This window comes from Cupriavidus sp. CPT47-8839-RL05A (assembly GCF_058792255.1).
Window position 1 is genome coordinate 20,019 of record NZ_JBYTEG010000013.1, and the last position, 17,406, is coordinate 37,424.

15 protein-coding genes are annotated in these 17,406 nt (G+C 68.9%); 4 read left to right on the forward strand and 11 right to left on the reverse strand.

Features of this window, described 5'->3' with window-relative positions; translation table 11 throughout:
* Nucleotides 1-11 precede the first annotated feature (11 nt).
* The 7 genes from glcF to AC3WVS_RS17110 all read right to left on the reverse strand — a co-directional run bounded on the left by glcF (nt 12) and on the right by AC3WVS_RS17110 (nt 8,010).
* Complete coding sequence (glcF, locus tag AC3WVS_RS17080) at nt 12-1,265, reverse strand: glycolate oxidase subunit GlcF (RefSeq protein ID WP_492319626.1); 1,254 nt, start codon at nt 1,263-1,265, stop codon at nt 12-14.
* Between the two features lie 42 nt (nt 1,266-1,307).
* A complete protein-coding gene (gene glcE, locus AC3WVS_RS17085) occupies nt 1,308-2,411 on the reverse strand; it encodes a glycolate oxidase subunit GlcE (protein ID WP_492319627.1) in 1,104 nt (367 codons plus the stop codon).
* Between the two features lie 27 nt (nt 2,412-2,438).
* On the reverse strand, nt 2,439-3,356 hold the full coding sequence (locus tag AC3WVS_RS17090; protein ID WP_492319628.1) for an ion transporter: 918 nt from the start codon (nt 3,354-3,356) through the stop codon (nt 2,439-2,441).
* An 8-nt stretch (nt 3,357-3,364) separates the two neighbouring features.
* On the reverse strand, nt 3,365-4,879 hold the full coding sequence (locus tag AC3WVS_RS17095) for an FAD-linked oxidase C-terminal domain-containing protein (RefSeq protein ID WP_010815040.1): 1,515 nt from the start codon (nt 4,877-4,879) through the stop codon (nt 3,365-3,367).
* 252 nt (nt 4,880-5,131) lie between these two features.
* Complete coding sequence (locus tag AC3WVS_RS17100; protein WP_492319629.1) at nt 5,132-5,662, reverse strand: GNAT family N-acetyltransferase; 531 nt, start codon at nt 5,660-5,662, stop codon at nt 5,132-5,134.
* A 12-nt stretch (nt 5,663-5,674) separates the two neighbouring features.
* Nucleotides 5,675-6,565 (reverse strand): LysR substrate-binding domain-containing protein, encoded by an 891-nt coding sequence (locus AC3WVS_RS17105; protein ID WP_114133744.1) that lies wholly within the window; start codon nt 6,563-6,565, stop codon nt 5,675-5,677.
* A gap of 14 nt (nt 6,566-6,579) precedes the next feature.
* Complete coding sequence (locus tag AC3WVS_RS17110) at nt 6,580-8,010, reverse strand: FAD-binding oxidoreductase (RefSeq protein ID WP_492319630.1); 1,431 nt, start codon at nt 8,008-8,010, stop codon at nt 6,580-6,582.
* Between the two features lie 325 nt (nt 8,011-8,335).
* Between AC3WVS_RS17110 and AC3WVS_RS17115 the strand changes: the two genes are divergently transcribed.
* The 4 genes from AC3WVS_RS17115 (at nt 8,336) to pabB (ending at nt 14,397) form a co-directional block, all read left to right on the forward strand.
* The gene (locus tag AC3WVS_RS17115; protein WP_492319631.1) at nt 8,336-8,902 is read left to right on the forward strand and encodes a cob(I)yrinic acid a,c-diamide adenosyltransferase; all 567 of its coding nucleotides are present in this window, start codon (nt 8,336-8,338) and stop codon (nt 8,900-8,902) included.
* A gap of 189 nt (nt 8,903-9,091) precedes the next feature.
* Nucleotides 9,092-11,044 carry a molecular chaperone DnaK gene (gene dnaK / locus AC3WVS_RS17120; RefSeq protein ID WP_010815035.1) on the forward strand — a complete coding sequence of 651 codons (1,953 nt, stop codon included), beginning with the start codon at nt 9,092-9,094 and terminating at the stop codon, nt 11,042-11,044.
* A gap of 171 nt (nt 11,045-11,215) precedes the next feature.
* Nucleotides 11,216-12,361 carry a molecular chaperone DnaJ gene (gene dnaJ / locus AC3WVS_RS17125; protein ID WP_492319632.1) on the forward strand — a complete coding sequence of 382 codons (1,146 nt, stop codon included), beginning with the start codon at nt 11,216-11,218 and terminating at the stop codon, nt 12,359-12,361.
* 107 nt (nt 12,362-12,468) lie between these two features.
* Complete coding sequence (gene pabB / locus AC3WVS_RS17130) at nt 12,469-14,397, forward strand: aminodeoxychorismate synthase component I (protein ID WP_492319633.1); 1,929 nt, start codon at nt 12,469-12,471, stop codon at nt 14,395-14,397.
* Between the two features lie 9 nt (nt 14,398-14,406).
* On the opposite strand, the gene AC3WVS_RS17135 is transcribed toward pabB, so the two are convergent.
* The 4 genes from AC3WVS_RS17135 to AC3WVS_RS17150 all read right to left on the reverse strand — a co-directional run bounded on the left by AC3WVS_RS17135 (nt 14,407) and on the right by AC3WVS_RS17150 (nt 17,367).
* Nucleotides 14,407-15,105, reverse strand: a complete 699-nt coding sequence (locus AC3WVS_RS17135) for an ATP-binding cassette domain-containing protein (protein WP_010815031.1) — start codon at nt 15,103-15,105, stop codon at nt 14,407-14,409.
* On the reverse strand, nt 15,102-15,800 hold the full coding sequence (locus AC3WVS_RS17140; RefSeq protein WP_010815030.1) for an ABC transporter permease: 699 nt from the start codon (nt 15,798-15,800) through the stop codon (nt 15,102-15,104). The genes AC3WVS_RS17135 and AC3WVS_RS17140 overlap by 4 nt, the downstream gene beginning before the upstream one ends.
* A 4-nt stretch (nt 15,801-15,804) precedes the next feature.
* Nucleotides 15,805-16,626, reverse strand: a complete 822-nt coding sequence (gene panB / locus AC3WVS_RS17145) for a 3-methyl-2-oxobutanoate hydroxymethyltransferase (protein WP_492319634.1) — start codon at nt 16,624-16,626, stop codon at nt 15,805-15,807.
* Between the two features lie 99 nt (nt 16,627-16,725).
* Nucleotides 16,726-17,367, reverse strand: coding sequence for a deoxynucleoside kinase (locus AC3WVS_RS17150; RefSeq protein ID WP_010815028.1), 642 nt, complete (start codon nt 17,365-17,367; stop codon nt 16,726-16,728).
* Nucleotides 17,368-17,406: the final 39 nt, after the last annotated feature.

Consider the following 17,406-nt stretch of genomic DNA (forward strand, 5'->3'; position numbering starts at 1 on the left):
GCCCGCCCGCGCTAGCCGAGCATCTTGTCGACCAGTTCGATCCAGTGCATCACCGGGGTGCCGGTGCCGCCCTGCAGGTGCGAGATGCAGCCGATATTGGCCGAGACGATGGCTTCGGGCTGCGTGGCCTGCAGTTTGGCGAGCTTGTCGTCGCGCAGGCGGTAGGCCAGTTCCGGCTGCAACACCGAATAAGTGCCCGCCGAGCCGCAGCACAGGTGGCTGTCAGCGCAGAGTTTGACTTCGACGCCGAGGCCGGTCAAGAGCGCTTCGACTTTGCCGCGGATCTGCTGGCCGTGCTGCAGCGTGCAGGGCGGGTGGTAAGCCACGCGCCGGTTGTCGCGCGGGACCGCGCCGGCCAGGGTGTGCAGCTCGTCGGCAAAGTCCGGCAAGACTTCGGACAGGTCGCGCGTCAGTGCCGAGACGCGGCGGGCGCGCTCGGCGTACTTCGGATCGTTGCGCAGCAGGTGGCCGTAGTCCTTGACCATCGCGCCGCAGCCCGAGGCGGTCATCACGATGGCCTCGGCGCCGTCCTCGATATGCGGCCACCAGGCATCGATATTGCGGCGCATATTGTCGAGGCCGCCGTCGTGGTCGCCGGTGTGGAAGCGGATCGCGCCGCAGCAGCCGGCTTCGCGCGCCACCAGCAGTTGTACGCCGACACGGTCGAACACACGCGCAGTTGCGGCATTGATGTTGGGCGACATTGCCGGCTGCACGCAGCCGTCGAGCAACAACATCTTGCGTGCATGCGCATTGCGCGGCCACGTGCCGGGCGCGGTGGTGCTGGACAGCGCCGGCACCTTGTTGCGCAGCGTGCCCGGCAGCAGCGGGCGCACCATCTGGCCCAGGCGCAGCGCCGTGCCGAACAGCGCCGGGCGCGTCAGCCCCTCGCGCAGCACCCAGCGCGCGATGCGCTCGCGGGCGGGGCGCTGCACGCCTTCGGCCTCGAGCTTGTCGTCGACCAGCTTGCGGCCGATATCGACCAGGCGGCCGTAGCGCACGCCCGACGGGCAGGTCGATTCGCAGTTGCGGCAGGTCAGGCAGCGGTCCAGGTGCAGGCGCGTGCTTTCGGTGATGGCATGGCCTTCCAGCACCTGCTTCATCAGGTAGATGCGCCCGCGCGGGCCGTCCAGCTCATCGCCGAGCAACTGGTAGGTGGGGCAGGTGGCGGTGCAGAAGCCGCAATGCACGCAGTTGCCGACGATGGATTTGGCTTCCTCGCCTTCGGGCGTGTTGCGAAGAAAATCGGCCAGGTTCGTTTGCATGGTGTGGGGAGGTTGTGCCGGGGGATGCCTGGACGTGCCGGATCAGAGCCCGGGGTACATGCGCTGCGGGTTGAAGATGCCGGCCGGGTCGAAGGTCTCTTTCAGGCGGCGGTGGATCGCGGCCAGCGGCGAGGCCAGCGGCGTGAACACGCCCACTGACTTGTCGCCGTTGCGGAACAGCGTGGCATGGCCGCCGGCGGCCTGCGCCACGGCGCGCACGCTTTCGGCATCGGTCTTGTCAGTGCCGTCCTCGGGCAGCCACCAGCGCTGGCCGCCGCCCCATTCGATCAGCTGTGGGCCGGGCAGCTCCAGCGGCGCGGCGATGGTGGGCACCGCCAGGCGCCACAGCGCGCGGCCCGCCTGGGCGGGGGCGAAGAACGGGTGGGTCTGCTCGCGCAGCGATTGCCACAGCGCCGCGGCTTCCGCAGCGTCCACGCGCTCGCCGCCCAGCCTGGCGCAGGCGGCGCGCACGGCGGCGGTGGCGCCGGCCAGGCGCACGTGAAGCACGCCCGCGTGCCAGGCCGAAGACGCCAGCGGCAGCGGCTGGCCGCCCCAACGGTTCAGGTGCTCGATGGCATCGGCCTGCGCCAGCTCGAAGCGCAGGGTGGCCTCGTCGAACGGTGCCGGCAGCACCTTGACCGACACTTGCAGGATCAGCCCGAGCGTGCCGAGCGAGCCCGCCAGCAGCCGCGACACGTCATAGCCCGCCACGTTCTTCATCACCTGGCCGCCGAAGTCCATCACCTCGCCGCGGCCGTCCATCAGCTGCGCGCCCAGCATGAAGTCGCGCAGCGCGCCCGCCGTTTGCCGGCGCGGGCCCGACAATCCCGCGGCCACGGCGCCGCCCAGCGTCGCGGTGCTGGGCTGGCCCGGCAGTGCGAAATGGGGCGGCTCGAAGGCCAGCATCTGGCGCTTCTCGGCCAGCGCCGCCTCGATCTCGGCCAGCGGCGTGCCGCAGCGCGCGGTGATCACCAGTTCGGCCGGGTCGTAGTCGACGATGCCGGCATAGGCGCGCGTGTCCAGCAGCTGGCCCGCGGCGGGCTGGCCGTAGAAGTCCTTGCTGCCGCCGCCGTGCAGCCGCAGCGCGGTGCGGGTCTCGGTGGCTTGCCTGACGGCGTCGCGGATGGCGTCGAGGGTGGCTTGCATATGCGTCGTGGGGTAGGGAAGGCCGGCTCAGGAGCCGGCAGGCCCGCCGGGCACTTCCGGCCGGTCGTTCTGGTATTCGGGCAGCTGGCTGCCGCAATGCTTGCAGTAGCCGGCGTCGGGTTCGTGGCCCTCGGTCAGGCAATGGGTGCAGGTGCGCGTGGTGAGCGGCCGCTTCAGGATGCTGGCGGCCAGCTCGGCGCCGACGATGCCGGTGGGGAAGGCGATGATGCCGTAGCCCAGCAGGATGGTCAGCGAGGTGATGAACTGCCCCAGCGGGGTCTTGGGCACCATGTCGCCGAAGCCCGTGGTGGTCAGCGTCACCACCGCCCAGTACATGCTGACCGGGATGCTGGTGAAGCCGTGCTGCGGGCCTTCCACCACGTACATCACCGTGCCCAGGATCACCGTGATGATGAACACCGTGCCCAGGAACACGAAGATCTTGCGGCGGCTGTTGACCAGCGCGCGGTACAGGATCTCGGCTTCCTCGAAGTACACGGTCAGCTTCAGGATCCGGAACACGCGCAGCAGCCGCAGCAGGCGCACGTCGATCAGGAAATGCAGCTCGGGCAGGAAGAAGGCCAGCCAGGTCGGCATGATCGAGATGAAGTCGATGATGCCGTAGAAGCTGAACACATAGCGCCACGGCCGGCGCACCACCAGGATGCGCATCACGTACTCAGCCGTGAAGAACAGCGTGAACATCCATTCCAGCACGGTGAACGCCAGCCCCAGGCGGTTGTTCACCGCGGGCAGGCTGTCGAGCATCACCACCATCACGCTGGCGACGATGGCCAGCAGCAGCGCGACATCGAAGAGCCGGCCCTCGCGGGTATCGGCCTCGAAGATGATGGTGTACCAGCGCTGGCGCCAGCCGGTCTCGGGCTGGCCCAGGCGCTCGCGGACGAACGCTTCCTGCTGCTGGCGTCGGCGTGGATTGGACATGGCGTGGCTCAGAAGCGCGGCAGTTCCGGGTGCGGCAGCAGGCCCCGCTTCACATGCATCTTGCCGTACTCCGCGCAGCGCGCCAGCGTGGGGATGGCCTTGTCCGGGTTGAGCAGCCGCGCCGGGTCGAAGGCGGCCTTGACGCCGAAGAAGGCGTCGCGCTCGGCGGGCGAGAACTGCACGCACATCGAGTTGAGCTTCTCCACGCCCACGCCGTGCTCGCCGGTGACGGTGCCGCCCAGTTCCACGCAGGTTTCCAGGATGTCGGCGCCGAACAGCTCGGCGCGGTGCCATTGGTCCTGGTCCGCGCCATCGAACAGCACCAGCGGGTGCATGTTGCCGTCGCCGGCATGGAACACGTTGATGCAGCGCAGGCCGTACTTTTGCTCCATGGCTTCGATGCGCCTGAGCAGCGTGCCGATGTGCTTGCGCGGGATGGTGCCGTCCATGCAGTAGTAGTCCGGCGAGATCCGGCCGGCGGCGGGGAAGGCGTTCTTGCGGCCGCTCCAGAAGCGCAGGCGCTCGGCTTCGTTCTGCGAGACCACGATGCGGGTGCAGCCCGATGCCGTCAGCACCGCGCTCATGCGTTCGATTTCCTCGGCCACTTCTTCCGGGGTGCCGTCGGATTCGCACAGCAGGATGGCGGCGGCATCCAGGTCATAGCCCGCATGCACGAACTGCTCGACCGCGGCGGTGGCGGGCTTGTCCATCATTTCCAGTCCGGCCGGGATGATGCCGGCGGCGATCACGTCCGCCACCGCATTGCCGCCTTTCTCGACATCGTCGAAGCAGGCCATGATCACCTGCGCCAGCTGCGGCTTGGGGATCAGGCGCACCGTGACCTCGGTGACCACGGCCAGCATGCCTTCGGAGCCGATCAGCACGGCCAGCAGGTCCAGGCCCGGCGAGTCGGGGGCCTCGGAGCCGAACACCACCACCTCGCCCTCCATCGTCACCGCGCGCACGCGCAGCACGTTGTGCACGGTGAGGCCGTACTTCAGGCAGTGCACGCCGCCGGAGTTCTCGCTGACGTTGCCGCCGATGGTGCAGGCGATCTGCGAGGACGGGTCCGGCGCGTAGTACAGGTTGTGGGGTGCGGCGGCGTCGGAGATTGCCAGGTTGCGCACGCCCGGCTGGACCACCGCGGTGCGCGAGTACGGATCGACCGACAGGATGCGCTTGAACTTGGCCAGCGACAGCACCAGGCCCTCGGCGATCGGCATGGCGCCGCCCGACAGGCTGGTGCCGGCGCCGCGCGGCACCACCGGCACGCCCAGCTTGTGGCACAGGCGCAGGATCGCGCAGACCTGTTCCTCGGTGTCGGGCAGGGCCACGGCCATCGGCACCTGGCGGTACGCGGCCAGGCCGTCGCATTCATAGGGGACGGTGTCTTCCGGCTTCCACAGCAGCGCGGCATCCGGCAGGATCTGCGCCAGGCCGGCCAGCAGCGCGCTGCGGCGGCCTTCGGCCGTGGCATGGGCGCCGTCGGGGGCGATGGTTTGGGCTTCGTGCGGGGCATTCATGAACGACTCCTGTGGGGCCTCCTGGATGGCGGCCGGTGCGCGGCCTGCCGGTCGCGGCAATGCAGGGCCTGCCGCGGGGGACGGGTGACTATAGCGCAGGGCACCTGGCACGGGCACCACGGGACACGTGAATTCCGCATGGCAGGCCGATCAAAAATGCTCATCATGGCTGCGCGGGAAATCACTCCTGGCAGGCGGCGCAAGTCCAGCGTACACCGCAGCGCGGGTGCAGGGAAGGCGGTCCGGCCGGACTCAGCGTGCCGGCGGCTGCGGCAGGAAGCAGACCATGTCGAGCTTGTCGTGGAAGTGCGGCGCGACGTACAGCGCATCCGGCTCCAGCCCCGTGCGCACGAAGCCGAGCGACTCATACAGCCGCACCGCGCCCGCGCTGCCGGCATTGACGCACAGTGTCACCTGGCGCACGCCCGGCATGGCGGCGGCCTGTTCCATGGCCCGCTCCATCAACGCGCGGCCGAGCTTGCGGTCGCGCCAGCCCGGGGCCACGTACATGCCCCAGATAAAGGCCTTGTGCCGGTGCTTGGCGTTTTCCTCGCGCATCACCCCGACCACGCCGGCCAGCGCGCTGCCATCGCTGCCGTCGACAAAGGCGCCGAATACGGCCTTGCCCTCGGTCGCGGCCAGGCGCCCGGCGACGACTTCCAGCGGCCGGTCCTGTTCCTCTTCCAGGCTGGAAGCGAAGGCTTCCGGCGCTTCGGCCAGGCCGCGCAGCCGCAGCGCCTGGAAGGCGGCGGCATCGGCGGGGGTCAGCAAGCGGATTTCCATGAGGTCGGTCTCCTACCAGTCCAGGCTCAGCAGCCAGTCGACGAAATAGCGCGCCTCGGGCTTGAGCGGGGCCTGTTCGCGCTCGACGATGTAGTAGCCGTGCGGCGAGACCGATTCCACATCCAGCAGCCGCACCATCTGCCCCAGCGACAGCCAGTGCCGTGCCATGCGCTGGCGCACCAGCGCCACGCCCTGGTTGGACGCGATCGCCTCCAGCATCAGGCCGATGTCATTGAACTGCGGTCCGGTTTGCGGCTCGGCCCAGTCCAGCCCGGCAGTCTCGAACCACGGCTTCCACGGCTCCAGCGGACTGCGCAGCAGCACCAGGCCGTGCAGGTGCTCGGGCTTGGTGATGGCGCGGCCGTTGACGCGCTCGTAGTACTCGCGCCCGCACGCCGGGAACACCGGCTCGACCAGCAGCCGGGTGGTCTTCAGGTCGGGGTAGCGGCCGGTGCCGTAGCGGATCTCGACATCGGTGTCCTCGGCCTTGACGTCCAGGAACGGGATCGCCAGGTGCAGCTCGAGGTCGATATGCGGATACAGCGCGCCGAACTCAGGCAGGCGCGGCACCAGGTGCTGGCGCCCGAAGGTGGGCGGGATCGCCACCCGCAGCCGGGTGCGCAGCTTGTTGTATTCGGGCCGCGCCAGTTCGTTGAGCGACTTGAGCGCGTCCTGCACGTTGCGCAGGTAGCGCGTGCCGGCGGCGGTCAGCCGCAGCGCCGCGTTGGCGCGCACGAACAGGTCTTCGCCCCACAGCTCCTCAAGATTCTTGATGCGGTGCGAGACCGCGCTGGGCGTGACCGACAGCTCTTCGGCCGCGCGCGCGAAGCTGCCCAGGCGCGCCGCTGCCTCGAACGCGATCAGCAGGTGCAGCGGCGGGACGCGGTTGAACATCGAGGCCATCTGCCCGGTACGCCTTACTGCGTGCCCGCGCGCGTGGCGCTGAAGATCTTGCCCGGGTTCAGGATGTGGTTGGGGTCCAGCGCGTCCTTGATCGCGCGCATCAGGTCGAGCGCGTCCTCGCCGTGTTCTTCCACCAGGAAGCGCTGCTTGTGCAGGCCCACGCCGTGCTCGCCGGTGCAGGTGCCGCCCATCGCCAGCGCGCGCTCGACGATGCGCTGGTTGATGGCCTCGGCCTCGGCCATCTCTTCGGGCTTGTCGGGGTCGACCAGGATCGCCACGTGGAAGTTGCCGTCGCCGACATGGCCGACGATGGGGCAGGGCAGCGCCGAGGCGTTCAGGTCCTTCTCGGTCTCGGTGACGCAGTCGGCCAGGCGCGAGATCGGCACGCACACGTCGGTGGTCACCGACTTGCAGCCCGGCTTGAGCTGCAGCATGGCGAAGTAGGCGGTATGGCGCGCGTTCCACAGCCGGCTGCGGTCTTCCGGGCGGGTGGCCCACTCGAAGCCCTGGCCGCCGTGCTCGGCGGTGATCTGCTGCACGGTCTCGGCCTGCTCGCGCACGCCGGCCTCGGTGCCGTGGAATTCGAAGAACAGGTGCGGGGTCTCGGGCAGGGTCAGGTTGTCGTGGCGGTTGATGGCGCGGATCGCCAGCGCATCGACGAACTCCACGCGCGCCACCGGCACGCCCAGCTGGATGGTCTGGATCACCGCCTGCACCGCGCTGCCCATGCTGGGGAAGGCGCACACCGCGGCGGAGATCGCTTCCGGCTGCGGGTAGAGCCGCACCGTCACCTCGGTGATGATGCCGAGCGTGCCTTCGCTGCCGATAAAGAGCCGGGTCAGGTCGTAGCCCGCCGCCGACTTGCGCGCCTGCGTGCCGGTGCGGACCACGCGGCCGTCGGCGGTCACCACCGTCAGCGCCAGCACGTTCTCGCGCATGGTGCCGTAGCGCACCGCGTTGGTCCCGGAGGCGCGCGTGGCGCACATGCCGCCCAGCGAGGCGTCGGCGCCCGGGTCGATCGGGAAGAACAGGCCGGTGTCCTTGATTTCCTGGTTCAGTTGCTTGCGCGTGACGCCCGGCTGCACGGTCACGGTCAGGTCCTCGGGCTGCACCGCCAGCACGCGGTTCATCTGCGACAGGTCCAGGCTGATGCCGCCTGCCACCGCCAGCAGATGGCCTTCCAGCGACGAGCCGGCGCCATACGGGATCAGCGGCACGCCATGCTGGTTGCACAGGCGCGCCACCTCGGCCACTTCCTCGGTGCTGTGGGCGAAGACCACGGCATCGGGCACGGCTGGCGGGAACGGGGATTCGTCGCGGCCGTGGTGTTCGCACACGCCTGCGGAGGTGGTGAAGCGGTCGCCGAAGCGCGCCGCCAGGGCTTCGCTGAAGGCGGGCGGCAGCGGACGGCGGGCGAGGGTGGCGGGCGGCGTGGGGTGGTTCATGCGGGTCTCCGGCGGGTCGGCGCTACGGTGGTGCCGGCGGCGGCAGTCCGGAGCAAGCTCCGGTCTGGCCGGCAGGGGCGCGACCCGGTTATCGAATGGACGATGAATGGGGTACCGGCATTCTACGCCGCGCGGCGGCTCATGCACCCTGGCGGGGCACGCCGGCGGCCGGCGGCCGGCAGGTACTGGCCGATAGCCGCACAGCAAGCGCCGGGACACAAGCGCTTGGCCCGCCGAGGCGGTCCGGCGCGATAATGCATCTTTCCCTTGGCGCCTCGCGTTGCAGGGCGGACCACGACTACCACACGCTTACGAGGAGACCGGCATGGGCAACCGCCTGTCCAAGATTGCCACCCGCACCGGCGACGCCGGCACCACCGGCCTGGGCGACGGCAGCCGCATCGGCAAGGCCAGCCTGCGCATCGCCGCCATCGGCGACGTCGACGAACTCAACTGCCACGTCGGCGTGCTGCTGACCGAGGCCCTGCCGGACGACGTGCGCGCCGCCCTGCTGCATATCCAGCACGACCTGTTCGACCTGGGTGGCGAGCTGTCCATCCCGGGCTACACCCTGCTCAAGCCTGAGCAGGTGGTGCAGCTCGACACCTGGCTCGCCGACTACAACGCCAACCTGCCGCGGCTGGCCGAATTCATCCTGCCCGGCGGCAGCCGCGCCGCGGCGCAGGCCCATGTCTGCCGCACCGTGTGCCGCCGTGCCGAGCGCGCGCTGGTGGCGCTGGGCGCGGCCGAGCCGCTGAACGACGCCCCGCGCCAGTACCTGAACCGGCTGTCGGACCTGATGTTCGTGCTGGCGCGGGTGCTGAACCGGGCCGGCGGCGGTTCCGACGTGTTGTGGCAGCGTGATCGCGACGCGCCGGGAGGTATGGAATAGGCCACTTTCGCCGACCGCGCCGCGCCGGCGGCTTAACCTGCGGCGGCGGATGCCGTTGTATGCGTGCAGAAACCGAGAAAATTACTCGGACTTGCTGGTTCTGCCCTTGAAAAGCCCCCGGACGGCCACATTTCGGCCTCAGGTTGAATTGCAGCCGCGCGGATAGCGCCGGCTCAAGAGGAGAGAATAATGGGTAAGATCATCGGTATCGACCTCGGTACCACCAATAGCTGTGTCGCGATCCTGGAAGGCAACACCCCCAAGGTCATCGAAAACTCGGAGGGTGCCCGCACCACCCCGTCGATCATCGCCTACATGGAAGACGGCGAGATCCTGGTCGGCGCGCCGGCCAAGCGCCAGGCCGTCACCAATCCGCGCAACACCCTGTACGCGGTCAAGCGCCTGATCGGCCGCAAGTTCGAAGAGAAGGAAGTCCAGAAGGACATCGGCCTGATGCCGTATTCCATCGTCAAGGCCGACAACGGCGACGCATGGGTGTCGGTGCGCGACCAGAAGCTGGCGCCGCCGCAGGTTTCCGCCGAAGTGCTGCGCAAGATGAAGAAGACGGCCGAGGACTACCTCGGCGAGCCGGTGACCGAAGCCGTGATCACCGTGCCGGCCTACTTCAACGACTCGCAGCGCCAGGCCACCAAGGATGCCGGCCGCATCGCCGGCCTGGACGTCAAGCGCATCATCAACGAGCCGACCGCGGCTGCGCTGGCGTTCGGCATGGACAAGAACGAGAAGGGCGACCGCAAGATCGCCGTGTATGACCTCGGCGGCGGCACCTTCGACATCTCGATCATCGAGATCGCGGACGTGGACGGCGAGAAGCAGTTCGAAGTGCTGTCGACCAACGGCGACACCTTCCTGGGCGGCGAAGACTTCGACCAGCGCATCATCGACTACATCATCAGCGAGTTCAAGAAGGACCAGGGCGTGGACCTGTCCAAGGACGTGCTCGCGCTGCAGCGCCTGAAGGAAGCCGCTGAAAAGGCCAAGATCGAACTGTCGAGCTCGCAGCAGACCGAGATCAACCTGCCGTACATCACGGCCGATGCCTCGGGTCCGAAGCACCTGAATCTGAAGATGACCCGCGCCAAGCTCGAATCCCTGGTGGAAGAGCTGATCACGCGCACCATCGAGCCGTGCCGCATCGCCATCAAGGACGCGGGCGTCAAGGTCAGCGACATCGACGACGTGATCCTGGTCGGCGGCATGACCCGCATGCCCAAGGTGCAGGAACAGGTCAAGGAGTTCTTCGGCAAGGAAGCGCGCAAGGACGTGAACCCGGATGAAGCCGTGGCCGTCGGTGCCGCGATCCAGGGCTCGGTGCTGTCGGGCGACCGTACCGACGTGCTGCTGCTGGACGTGACGCCGCTGTCGCTGGGGATCGAGACCCTGGGCGGCGTGATGACCAAGATGATCACCAAGAACACCACCATCCCGACCAAGCATGCGCAGGTGTTCTCGACCGCCGACGACAATCAGCCGGCGGTGACCATCAAGGTGTTCCAGGGGGAGCGTGAAATGGCCTCCGGCAACAAGCTGCTGGGCGAGTTCAACCTGGAAGGCATTCCGCCCGCAGCGCGCGGCACGCCGCAGATCGAAGTGTCGTTCGACATCGACGCCAACGGCATCCTGCACGTGGGCGCCAAGGACAAGGCGACCGGCAAGGAAAACCGGATTACCATCAAGGCGAACTCGGGCCTGTCGGAAGACGAGATCCAGCGCATGGTCAAGGACGCCGAGGCCAACGCCGAGGAAGACAAGAAGGCCCGCGAGCTGGCTGATGCCCGCAACCAGGCCGACGCGCTGATCCACTCGACCAAGAAGGCGCTCACCGAATACGGCGACAAGCTGGAAGCCGGCGAGAAGGAAAAGATCGAAGCCGCGATCAAGGAACTGGAAGACGCCGCTCGCGGCGGCGACAAGGCCGAGATCGATGCCAAGGTCAACGCGCTGTCCGAAGTCAGCCAGAAGCTGGGCGAGAAGGTCTACGCCGACATGCAGGCCAAGGCTGGCGAAGGCGCCACGGCCGGTGCCGCTGCCGGTGCCGGCGCGGCCGGTGGCCAGCAGGCGCAGCCGCAGGACGACAACGTTGTGGACGCCGAATTCAAGGAAGTCAACGACAAGAAGTAATCGGGACACGCGGGCGGCGGTGCAGGCACTGGCCGGCACCGCTCCCGCCCCGACGCCGGGCGCGGCCATCGGACCCAGCGGGAAACCGCCGTCGGATGCCTCGCTCGGCTTTTTTGCTATTCGCCGGTATCACGCCGCATGTGCGTGCCGGCCAAAAGGGTTTGAGCCACCATGGCAAAACGTGACTATTACGAAGTGCTCGGGGTAGGCAAGAACGCGAGCGACGACGAGATCAAGAAGGCTTATCGCAAGCTCGCGATGAAGTACCACCCGGACCGCAATCCGGAAGGCAAGGACGGCAAGATCGCCGAGGAAAAATTCAAGGAGGTCAAAGAGGCCTACGAGATGCTTTCCGACCCGGAGAAGAAGGCGGCCTACGACCAGTATGGCCATGCCGGTGTCGACCCCAATATGGCGGGCGGCTTCGGCGGCGCGCAGGGCTACGGCGGTTTCGCCGAGGCCTTTGGCGACATCTTCGGCGACATCTTCGGCCAGCAGGCCGGCGGCCGTCGCGGCGGCGGTGGCCCGCAGGCCTATCGCGGCGCCGACCTGCGCTACAGCATGGAGATCTCGCTGGAGCAGGCCGCGCACGGCCACGAGGCGCAGATCCGCGTGCCGCACTGGGACGACTGCGACCACTGCCACGGCAACGGCGCGGAGCCGGGCTCGAGCGTGGAAACCTGCCCGACCTGCCACGGCGCCGGCCAGGTGCGCGTGTCGCAGGGCTTCTTCACTATGCAGCAGACCTGCCCGAAGTGCCACGGCAGCGGCAAGTACATCCCCAAGCCGTGCACCAAGTGCCACGGCCAGGGCAAGCTGAAGTCGCAGAAGACGCTGGAGGTGAAGATCCCGGCCGGCATCGACGAAGGCATGCGCATCCGCTCGTCCGGCAACGGCGAGCCGGGTATCAACGGCGGCCCCCCGGGCGACCTGTATGTGGAAGTCCACATCAAGGCGCACCCGATGTTCGAGCGCGACGGCGACGACCTGCACTGCCAGATGCCGATCTCCTTCGCCACCGCGGCGCTGGGCGGCGACCTGGAAGTGCCGACGCTGAGCGGCAAGGCCACCTTCCCGGTGCCTGAAGCCACCCAGTCCGGCAAGACCTTCCGCCTGCGTGGCAAGGGCATCAAGGGCGTGCGTTCCGGCTATCCGGGCGACCTCTATGTGCATGTGAACGTGGAGACGCCGGTCAAGCTGACCGAGGCGCAGAAGGACATGCTGCGCCAGTTCGACCGCTCGGTGCATGAGGGCGGCTCGCGCCACAGCCCGCAGGAGCAATCCTGGCTGGACAAGGTGAAGAGTTTCTTCAGCTGACCGGGTTTGCAGTATCGGACCGGCCACGTGCGAGCGTGGCCGGTTTTGTTTTTGGCGCGCGATAATGCCAAGGTTGTCCCCACCGCTCCTTTCCTGACGATTTCCCCGTGGTAGCAAGCATCCAGCCCCCGCCCTCTCCCCCGGCCCCTCTCCCGCAAGCGGGCGAGGGGAGCACACCGCCAGCAAGCGGAGAGGCCTTCGTCCTTCTCGACGACGCCACGGCCCCGGCGGCGCAAGCCGCATCACGCCTCTACACCGGCTTCATCCGTGAAGATGTCTTGCCCGCCGGCAGCGACATCGCGCAGCTCGACACCATGCTTGCCGACGGCTGGCGCCAGGGCTGGCATGCCACCCTGTTTGCCCCCTACGAATTCGCCGGCGCGCTGGTCGATGCCCCGGTGCACACTGGCAACGCGATGCCGTTCCACGACGGCGCGCTGCGCCTGCTGTGGTTCCGCAACCTGCGCCGGCTCGATGCCGCGGCGGTCACGGCGTGGCTGCAGGCGAAAGCCGACCCCAGGCCGGCGGGCCTGATGGGCGTGGCTTCCGATACCTCCCGCGAGGCCTTCGACGACGCCATCGCCCGCATCCACCAGTGGATCGAAGCCGGCGACACCTACCAGGTCAACTACACCCAGCGCCTGCACTTCGATGCCTTTGGCGACCCGGTGGCGCTGTACGCTGCGCTGCGCGCCGCGCAGCCGGTACCGTATGGCGTGCTGGCCAGCCTGCCGGATGGCGCCACGGTGCTGTCGCTGTCGCCCGAGCTGTTCGTGCGCCACGACGGCCAGGGCCACCTGCTGACCCGGCCGATGAAGGGCACCGCGCCGCGCTCGGGCGATGCCGTGCGCGATGCGCAGGCCGCCGCCGCGCTGGCCGCCGATGCCAAGAACCGCGCCGAGAACGTGATGATCGTCGACCTGCTGCGCAACGACCTGGGGCGCATCGCGCAGCCGGGCAGCGTGGCGGTGCCGGAGCGCTTTGCGGTGCAGCCGTTTGGCGCGGTGCTGCAGATGACCTCTACCGTCACCGCGACGGCGCGGCCCGGCACGCGCTTTGGCGCGCTGATGGCGGCGCTGTTCCCGTGCGGCTCCATCACCGGCGCGCCCAAGCGGCGCACCATGCAGATCATCGCCGAACTGGAAGGCACGCCGCGCGGGCTGTACACCGGGGCGATCGGCTGGATCGATGCGCCAACCGACGAAGGCACCGCGGGACCGTTCGCGCTGTCGGTGGCAATCCGCACGCTGGTACTGGCGCCTCTCGCGGATACTGGCCTGCGCGCGGGTGAAATGGGCGTGGGCGGCGGCATCGTCCATGACAGCGTCGCGGCGGAGGAATTCGATGAGTGCGGCTGGAAGGCGCGTTTCCTGACGCGGCACGATCCCGGCTTTACGCTGTTCGAGACCATGCGCGTGCAGGACGGCGAGTGCCTTTACCTGGCGCGGCACCTTGCGCGCATTGGCGCTTCGGCACATACGTTCGGCTTCGCTTTCGATGCCGATGCGGCACGCAACGCGGTGGCCGCGCAGGTAGCGCAGCTGGGCACGGGGACATGGCGCCTGCGTATGAGCGTGGACAAGCGCGGCGCGCTCGCATTTGCCAGCGGCGCGGTGGTACCGATGCCGGCCGGTCCGGTCAGGATCGATATCGCCCCCGAGCCACTACCCGCCGCCGATCCGCTGCGCCGCCACAAGACCAGCGCGCGCGCAGTGTTCGATGCGGGCTGGCAGGCCGCCGAGCGTGCCGGTGGCTTTGACCGGCTGTTCTTCAACACGCGCGGTGAACTGCTGGAAGGCGGGCGCAGCTCGGTCTTCGTCCGCATCGATGGCCGCTGGCTGACGCCGCCGCTGTCGGCCGACATCCTGCCCGGCGTGATGCGCGCGGTGGCGCTGGACGAGGGTGGGGCGGCGCTGGGCGCCCCCGGCGAAGCGGTGACGGAAGCGGTGATCACGCGCGCGATGCTCGCGCGCGCCGAGGCCATCGTCCTGGTCAACGCCTTGCGCGGCGCGATGCCGGCGACGCTGGGCCAGTAAGCCTGAAGACTAAGGGTGGTGCGTGTCCAGCACGCCGTCGCCCAGCTTCCAGCGCACCACGCCCGGCAGGTTGATCAGCTCGCGGTCGTGGCAGATCATCACCACGGTGCGGCCTTCCGCGGCCAGGTCGCCGACCAGCCCAATCACCTGCTCGCGCGCATGGCCGTCCAGGCTCGAGGTAGGCTCATCCAGCAGCAGCAACTCCGGCTCCAGCACCTTGGCGCGCGCCAGCGCCACGCGCTGGATCTCGCCGCCCGACAGGTATTCGGGCGCGGTGTCCTGCAGGTGCGACACGCCGGCCCAGCCCAGCGCCTCGCCCACGCGGCGGGCGATCTCGTCGCGCGGCATCCCGCGTGCGTGCAGGCCGTAGGCGATGTTCTCGCGCACCGAGGTGCGGAACAGGTACGGATGCTGGTGCAGGTAGGCAATGCGCTGGCGCAGCGCCGGCGGCAGCGGGGAGAGGGGGGCGTCGTGCGCCTGGCCGTGCGCGTCGGTCCACTGCGCGCTGGCGCCGGGTGCCGGCTCCAGCCCGGCCAGCATGCGCAGCAGCGTGGTCTTGCCGGCGCCGTTCATGCCGGTCAGCACGATCGCGGTGGCGCGCGGGATCACCAGCCTGTCGATGGCAAAGAGCTTGCGCAGGCCGATGGTGCGCGCCAGTCCGCGCACAGTCAGCAGCGGGCTGTGGTCATGGGCAACCGAGGGGGTCATCGGCGGAAGCCTCCGGCACCCTGCAGCCAGGCCATGCCGATATTGACCAGCAGCGCCAGCGCCACCAGCACGATGCCCAGCGCAATGCCCTGGGCGAACTCGCCCTTGCTGGTTTCCAGCGCAATGGCCGTGGTGATGGTGCGGGTGGAGCCTTCGATATTGCCGCCGATCATCAGCGCCGAGCCGACCTCGGCAATCACGCGCCCGAAGCCGGCGACCACCGCCGCCATCAGCCCGAAGCGCAGTTCGCGGATCACCGTCAGGAAGGTGCGCCAGCGCCCGGCGCCCAGCACCCAGGCGGTCTCGCGCAGGCGCACGTCGGCGCCCTGCAGGGTCGACAGCGCAAACGCCAGCACCACCGGGAAGCCGATCACTGCCTGCCCCAGCACCATGCCCGCCGGCGTGAACAGCAGGTGCAGGCTGCCCAGCGGGCCCTGGCGCGTCAGCAGCAGGTAGAGGACCAGCCCGACCAGCACGGTCGGGAACGACAGGAAGGCCTGCGCCACCACCACCACCGCACGCCGGCCCGGGAACTGCCGCGTGGCGATCAGCCAGGCCGCGGCGATCGCCGGCACCGTGGCCAGCGCCAGTCCCAGCACCGCCACCATCAGCGAGGTCCAGACGATGAACCACAGGCCGGCGTCGCCGCTGGCCAGCAGGCGGAAGGCGTCGGCGGTGGCGGTGCCGATCTCCACCGGCTCAGGCGGAGAAGGTGTGCTCGGCGGCGGGGAAGCTGCCGTCCTTGACGGCGGCCACGTAGGCGCGCACGGCCGCCTCGATCGAGGTCTGGCCGTCCATGAAGTTGCGCACGAACTTGGCCTTGCGGCCCGGGTAGATATTGAGCATGTCCTGTAGCACCAGCACCTGGCCGGAGCAGTCCGCGCCCGCGCCGATGCCGATGGTGGGGACCGTCAGCGATTGCGTGATCTCGCCGGCCAGCGCCGCGGGCACCGCCTCCATCAGCACCACCTGCGCGCCGGCGGCCTGCAGCGCCAGCGCGTCGCGCTTGAGCTGGGCCGCGCCGGCGTTGGTCTTGCCCTGCACCTTGAAGCCGCCCAGCGCGTGCACCGACTGCGGCGTCAGGCCGATATGCGCGCATACCGGGATGCTGCGCTCGACCAGGAACTTGACGATCGGCGCCAGCCAGTCGCCGCCTTCGAGCTTGACCATCTGCGCGCCGGCCTTCATCAGCGTGACCGCGCTGGCAAACGCGGCCTCAGGCGTGGGATAGGTGCCGAACGGCAGGTCCGTCAGCAGCAGCGAGGTCTGGTTGCCGCGCGCCGCGCATTCGGTGTGGTAGGCCATCTGTTCCAGCGTGACCGGCAGCGTGGTCTGCTGGCCCTGCATCACATTGCCCAGCGAATCGCCGACCAGGATCATTTCCACGCCGCAGTAGTCGAGCAGCGCGGCGAAGCTGGAGTCGTACGCGGTCAGCATGGCGATTTTCTCGCCGGCGTCACGCATCGCCTGCAGTTTGGGAATCGTGATGGTCTTGCGGGAGGGATCGAGGAGGTAGCTCATGGCAGTGCCCATATAGGACGGCTTTGCCGGTGCCGGGAGGGCCGCCCGCACGGCAACGACAGCCGTCGTTATTGTGTTGGGTCTGGCAGGCGGAGCCTGTCAGGGCGCAGCGAGATTGAGAAAGGCCTTGCGGCCGCGCATGTTTTCGATGCGCGACAGTAGTGTACGGAAATCGTCATCATTGTCCACCGGATTGAAGTGGGCGGTGTCGACCACCATCACCGGGGCGTCGTCGTACCGGTGGAACAATTCGCCGTAGGCGCCGGCCAGGCGCTGCAGGTAGTGTTCGTCGATGCCGGCCTCGCCGGGCTCGCCGCGGCGCACGATGCGCTCGCGCAAGAGCGACGGGGTGGCCTGCAGCACGATCACCAGGTCGGCGCGCTGCGGCGGCAGGTCAAGGCGTGCGGCGATGGCGTCGTAGAGCGCCAGTTCGTCGTCGGACAGCGTCAGCGCCGCGTGCAGCCGGTCCTTGGCCATCAGGAAATTGGTGACCATGCGCTGTCCGGCCAGCACCCCCGCCTGCCATTGCTGCAGCTGCACCGCGCGCTGGGTCAGGCACCACAGCTGCAGCGCCAGCGCATGGCGCGCGGGATCGCGGTAGAAGGGTTCGAGGAAGGGGCTGCGGCGTGCGCTGTCGGGCAGCTCCTGGGCCTGCAGCGTGCGCGCCAGGCGCTGGGCCAGCGAGGTCTTGCCGGATCCGACGGGGCCTTCGACGACGATGCGGCGCAGGTGATCGAGCATGGCGCTCCGGGCTTCAGTGGGGTGGAAGGCTGCGCCGCG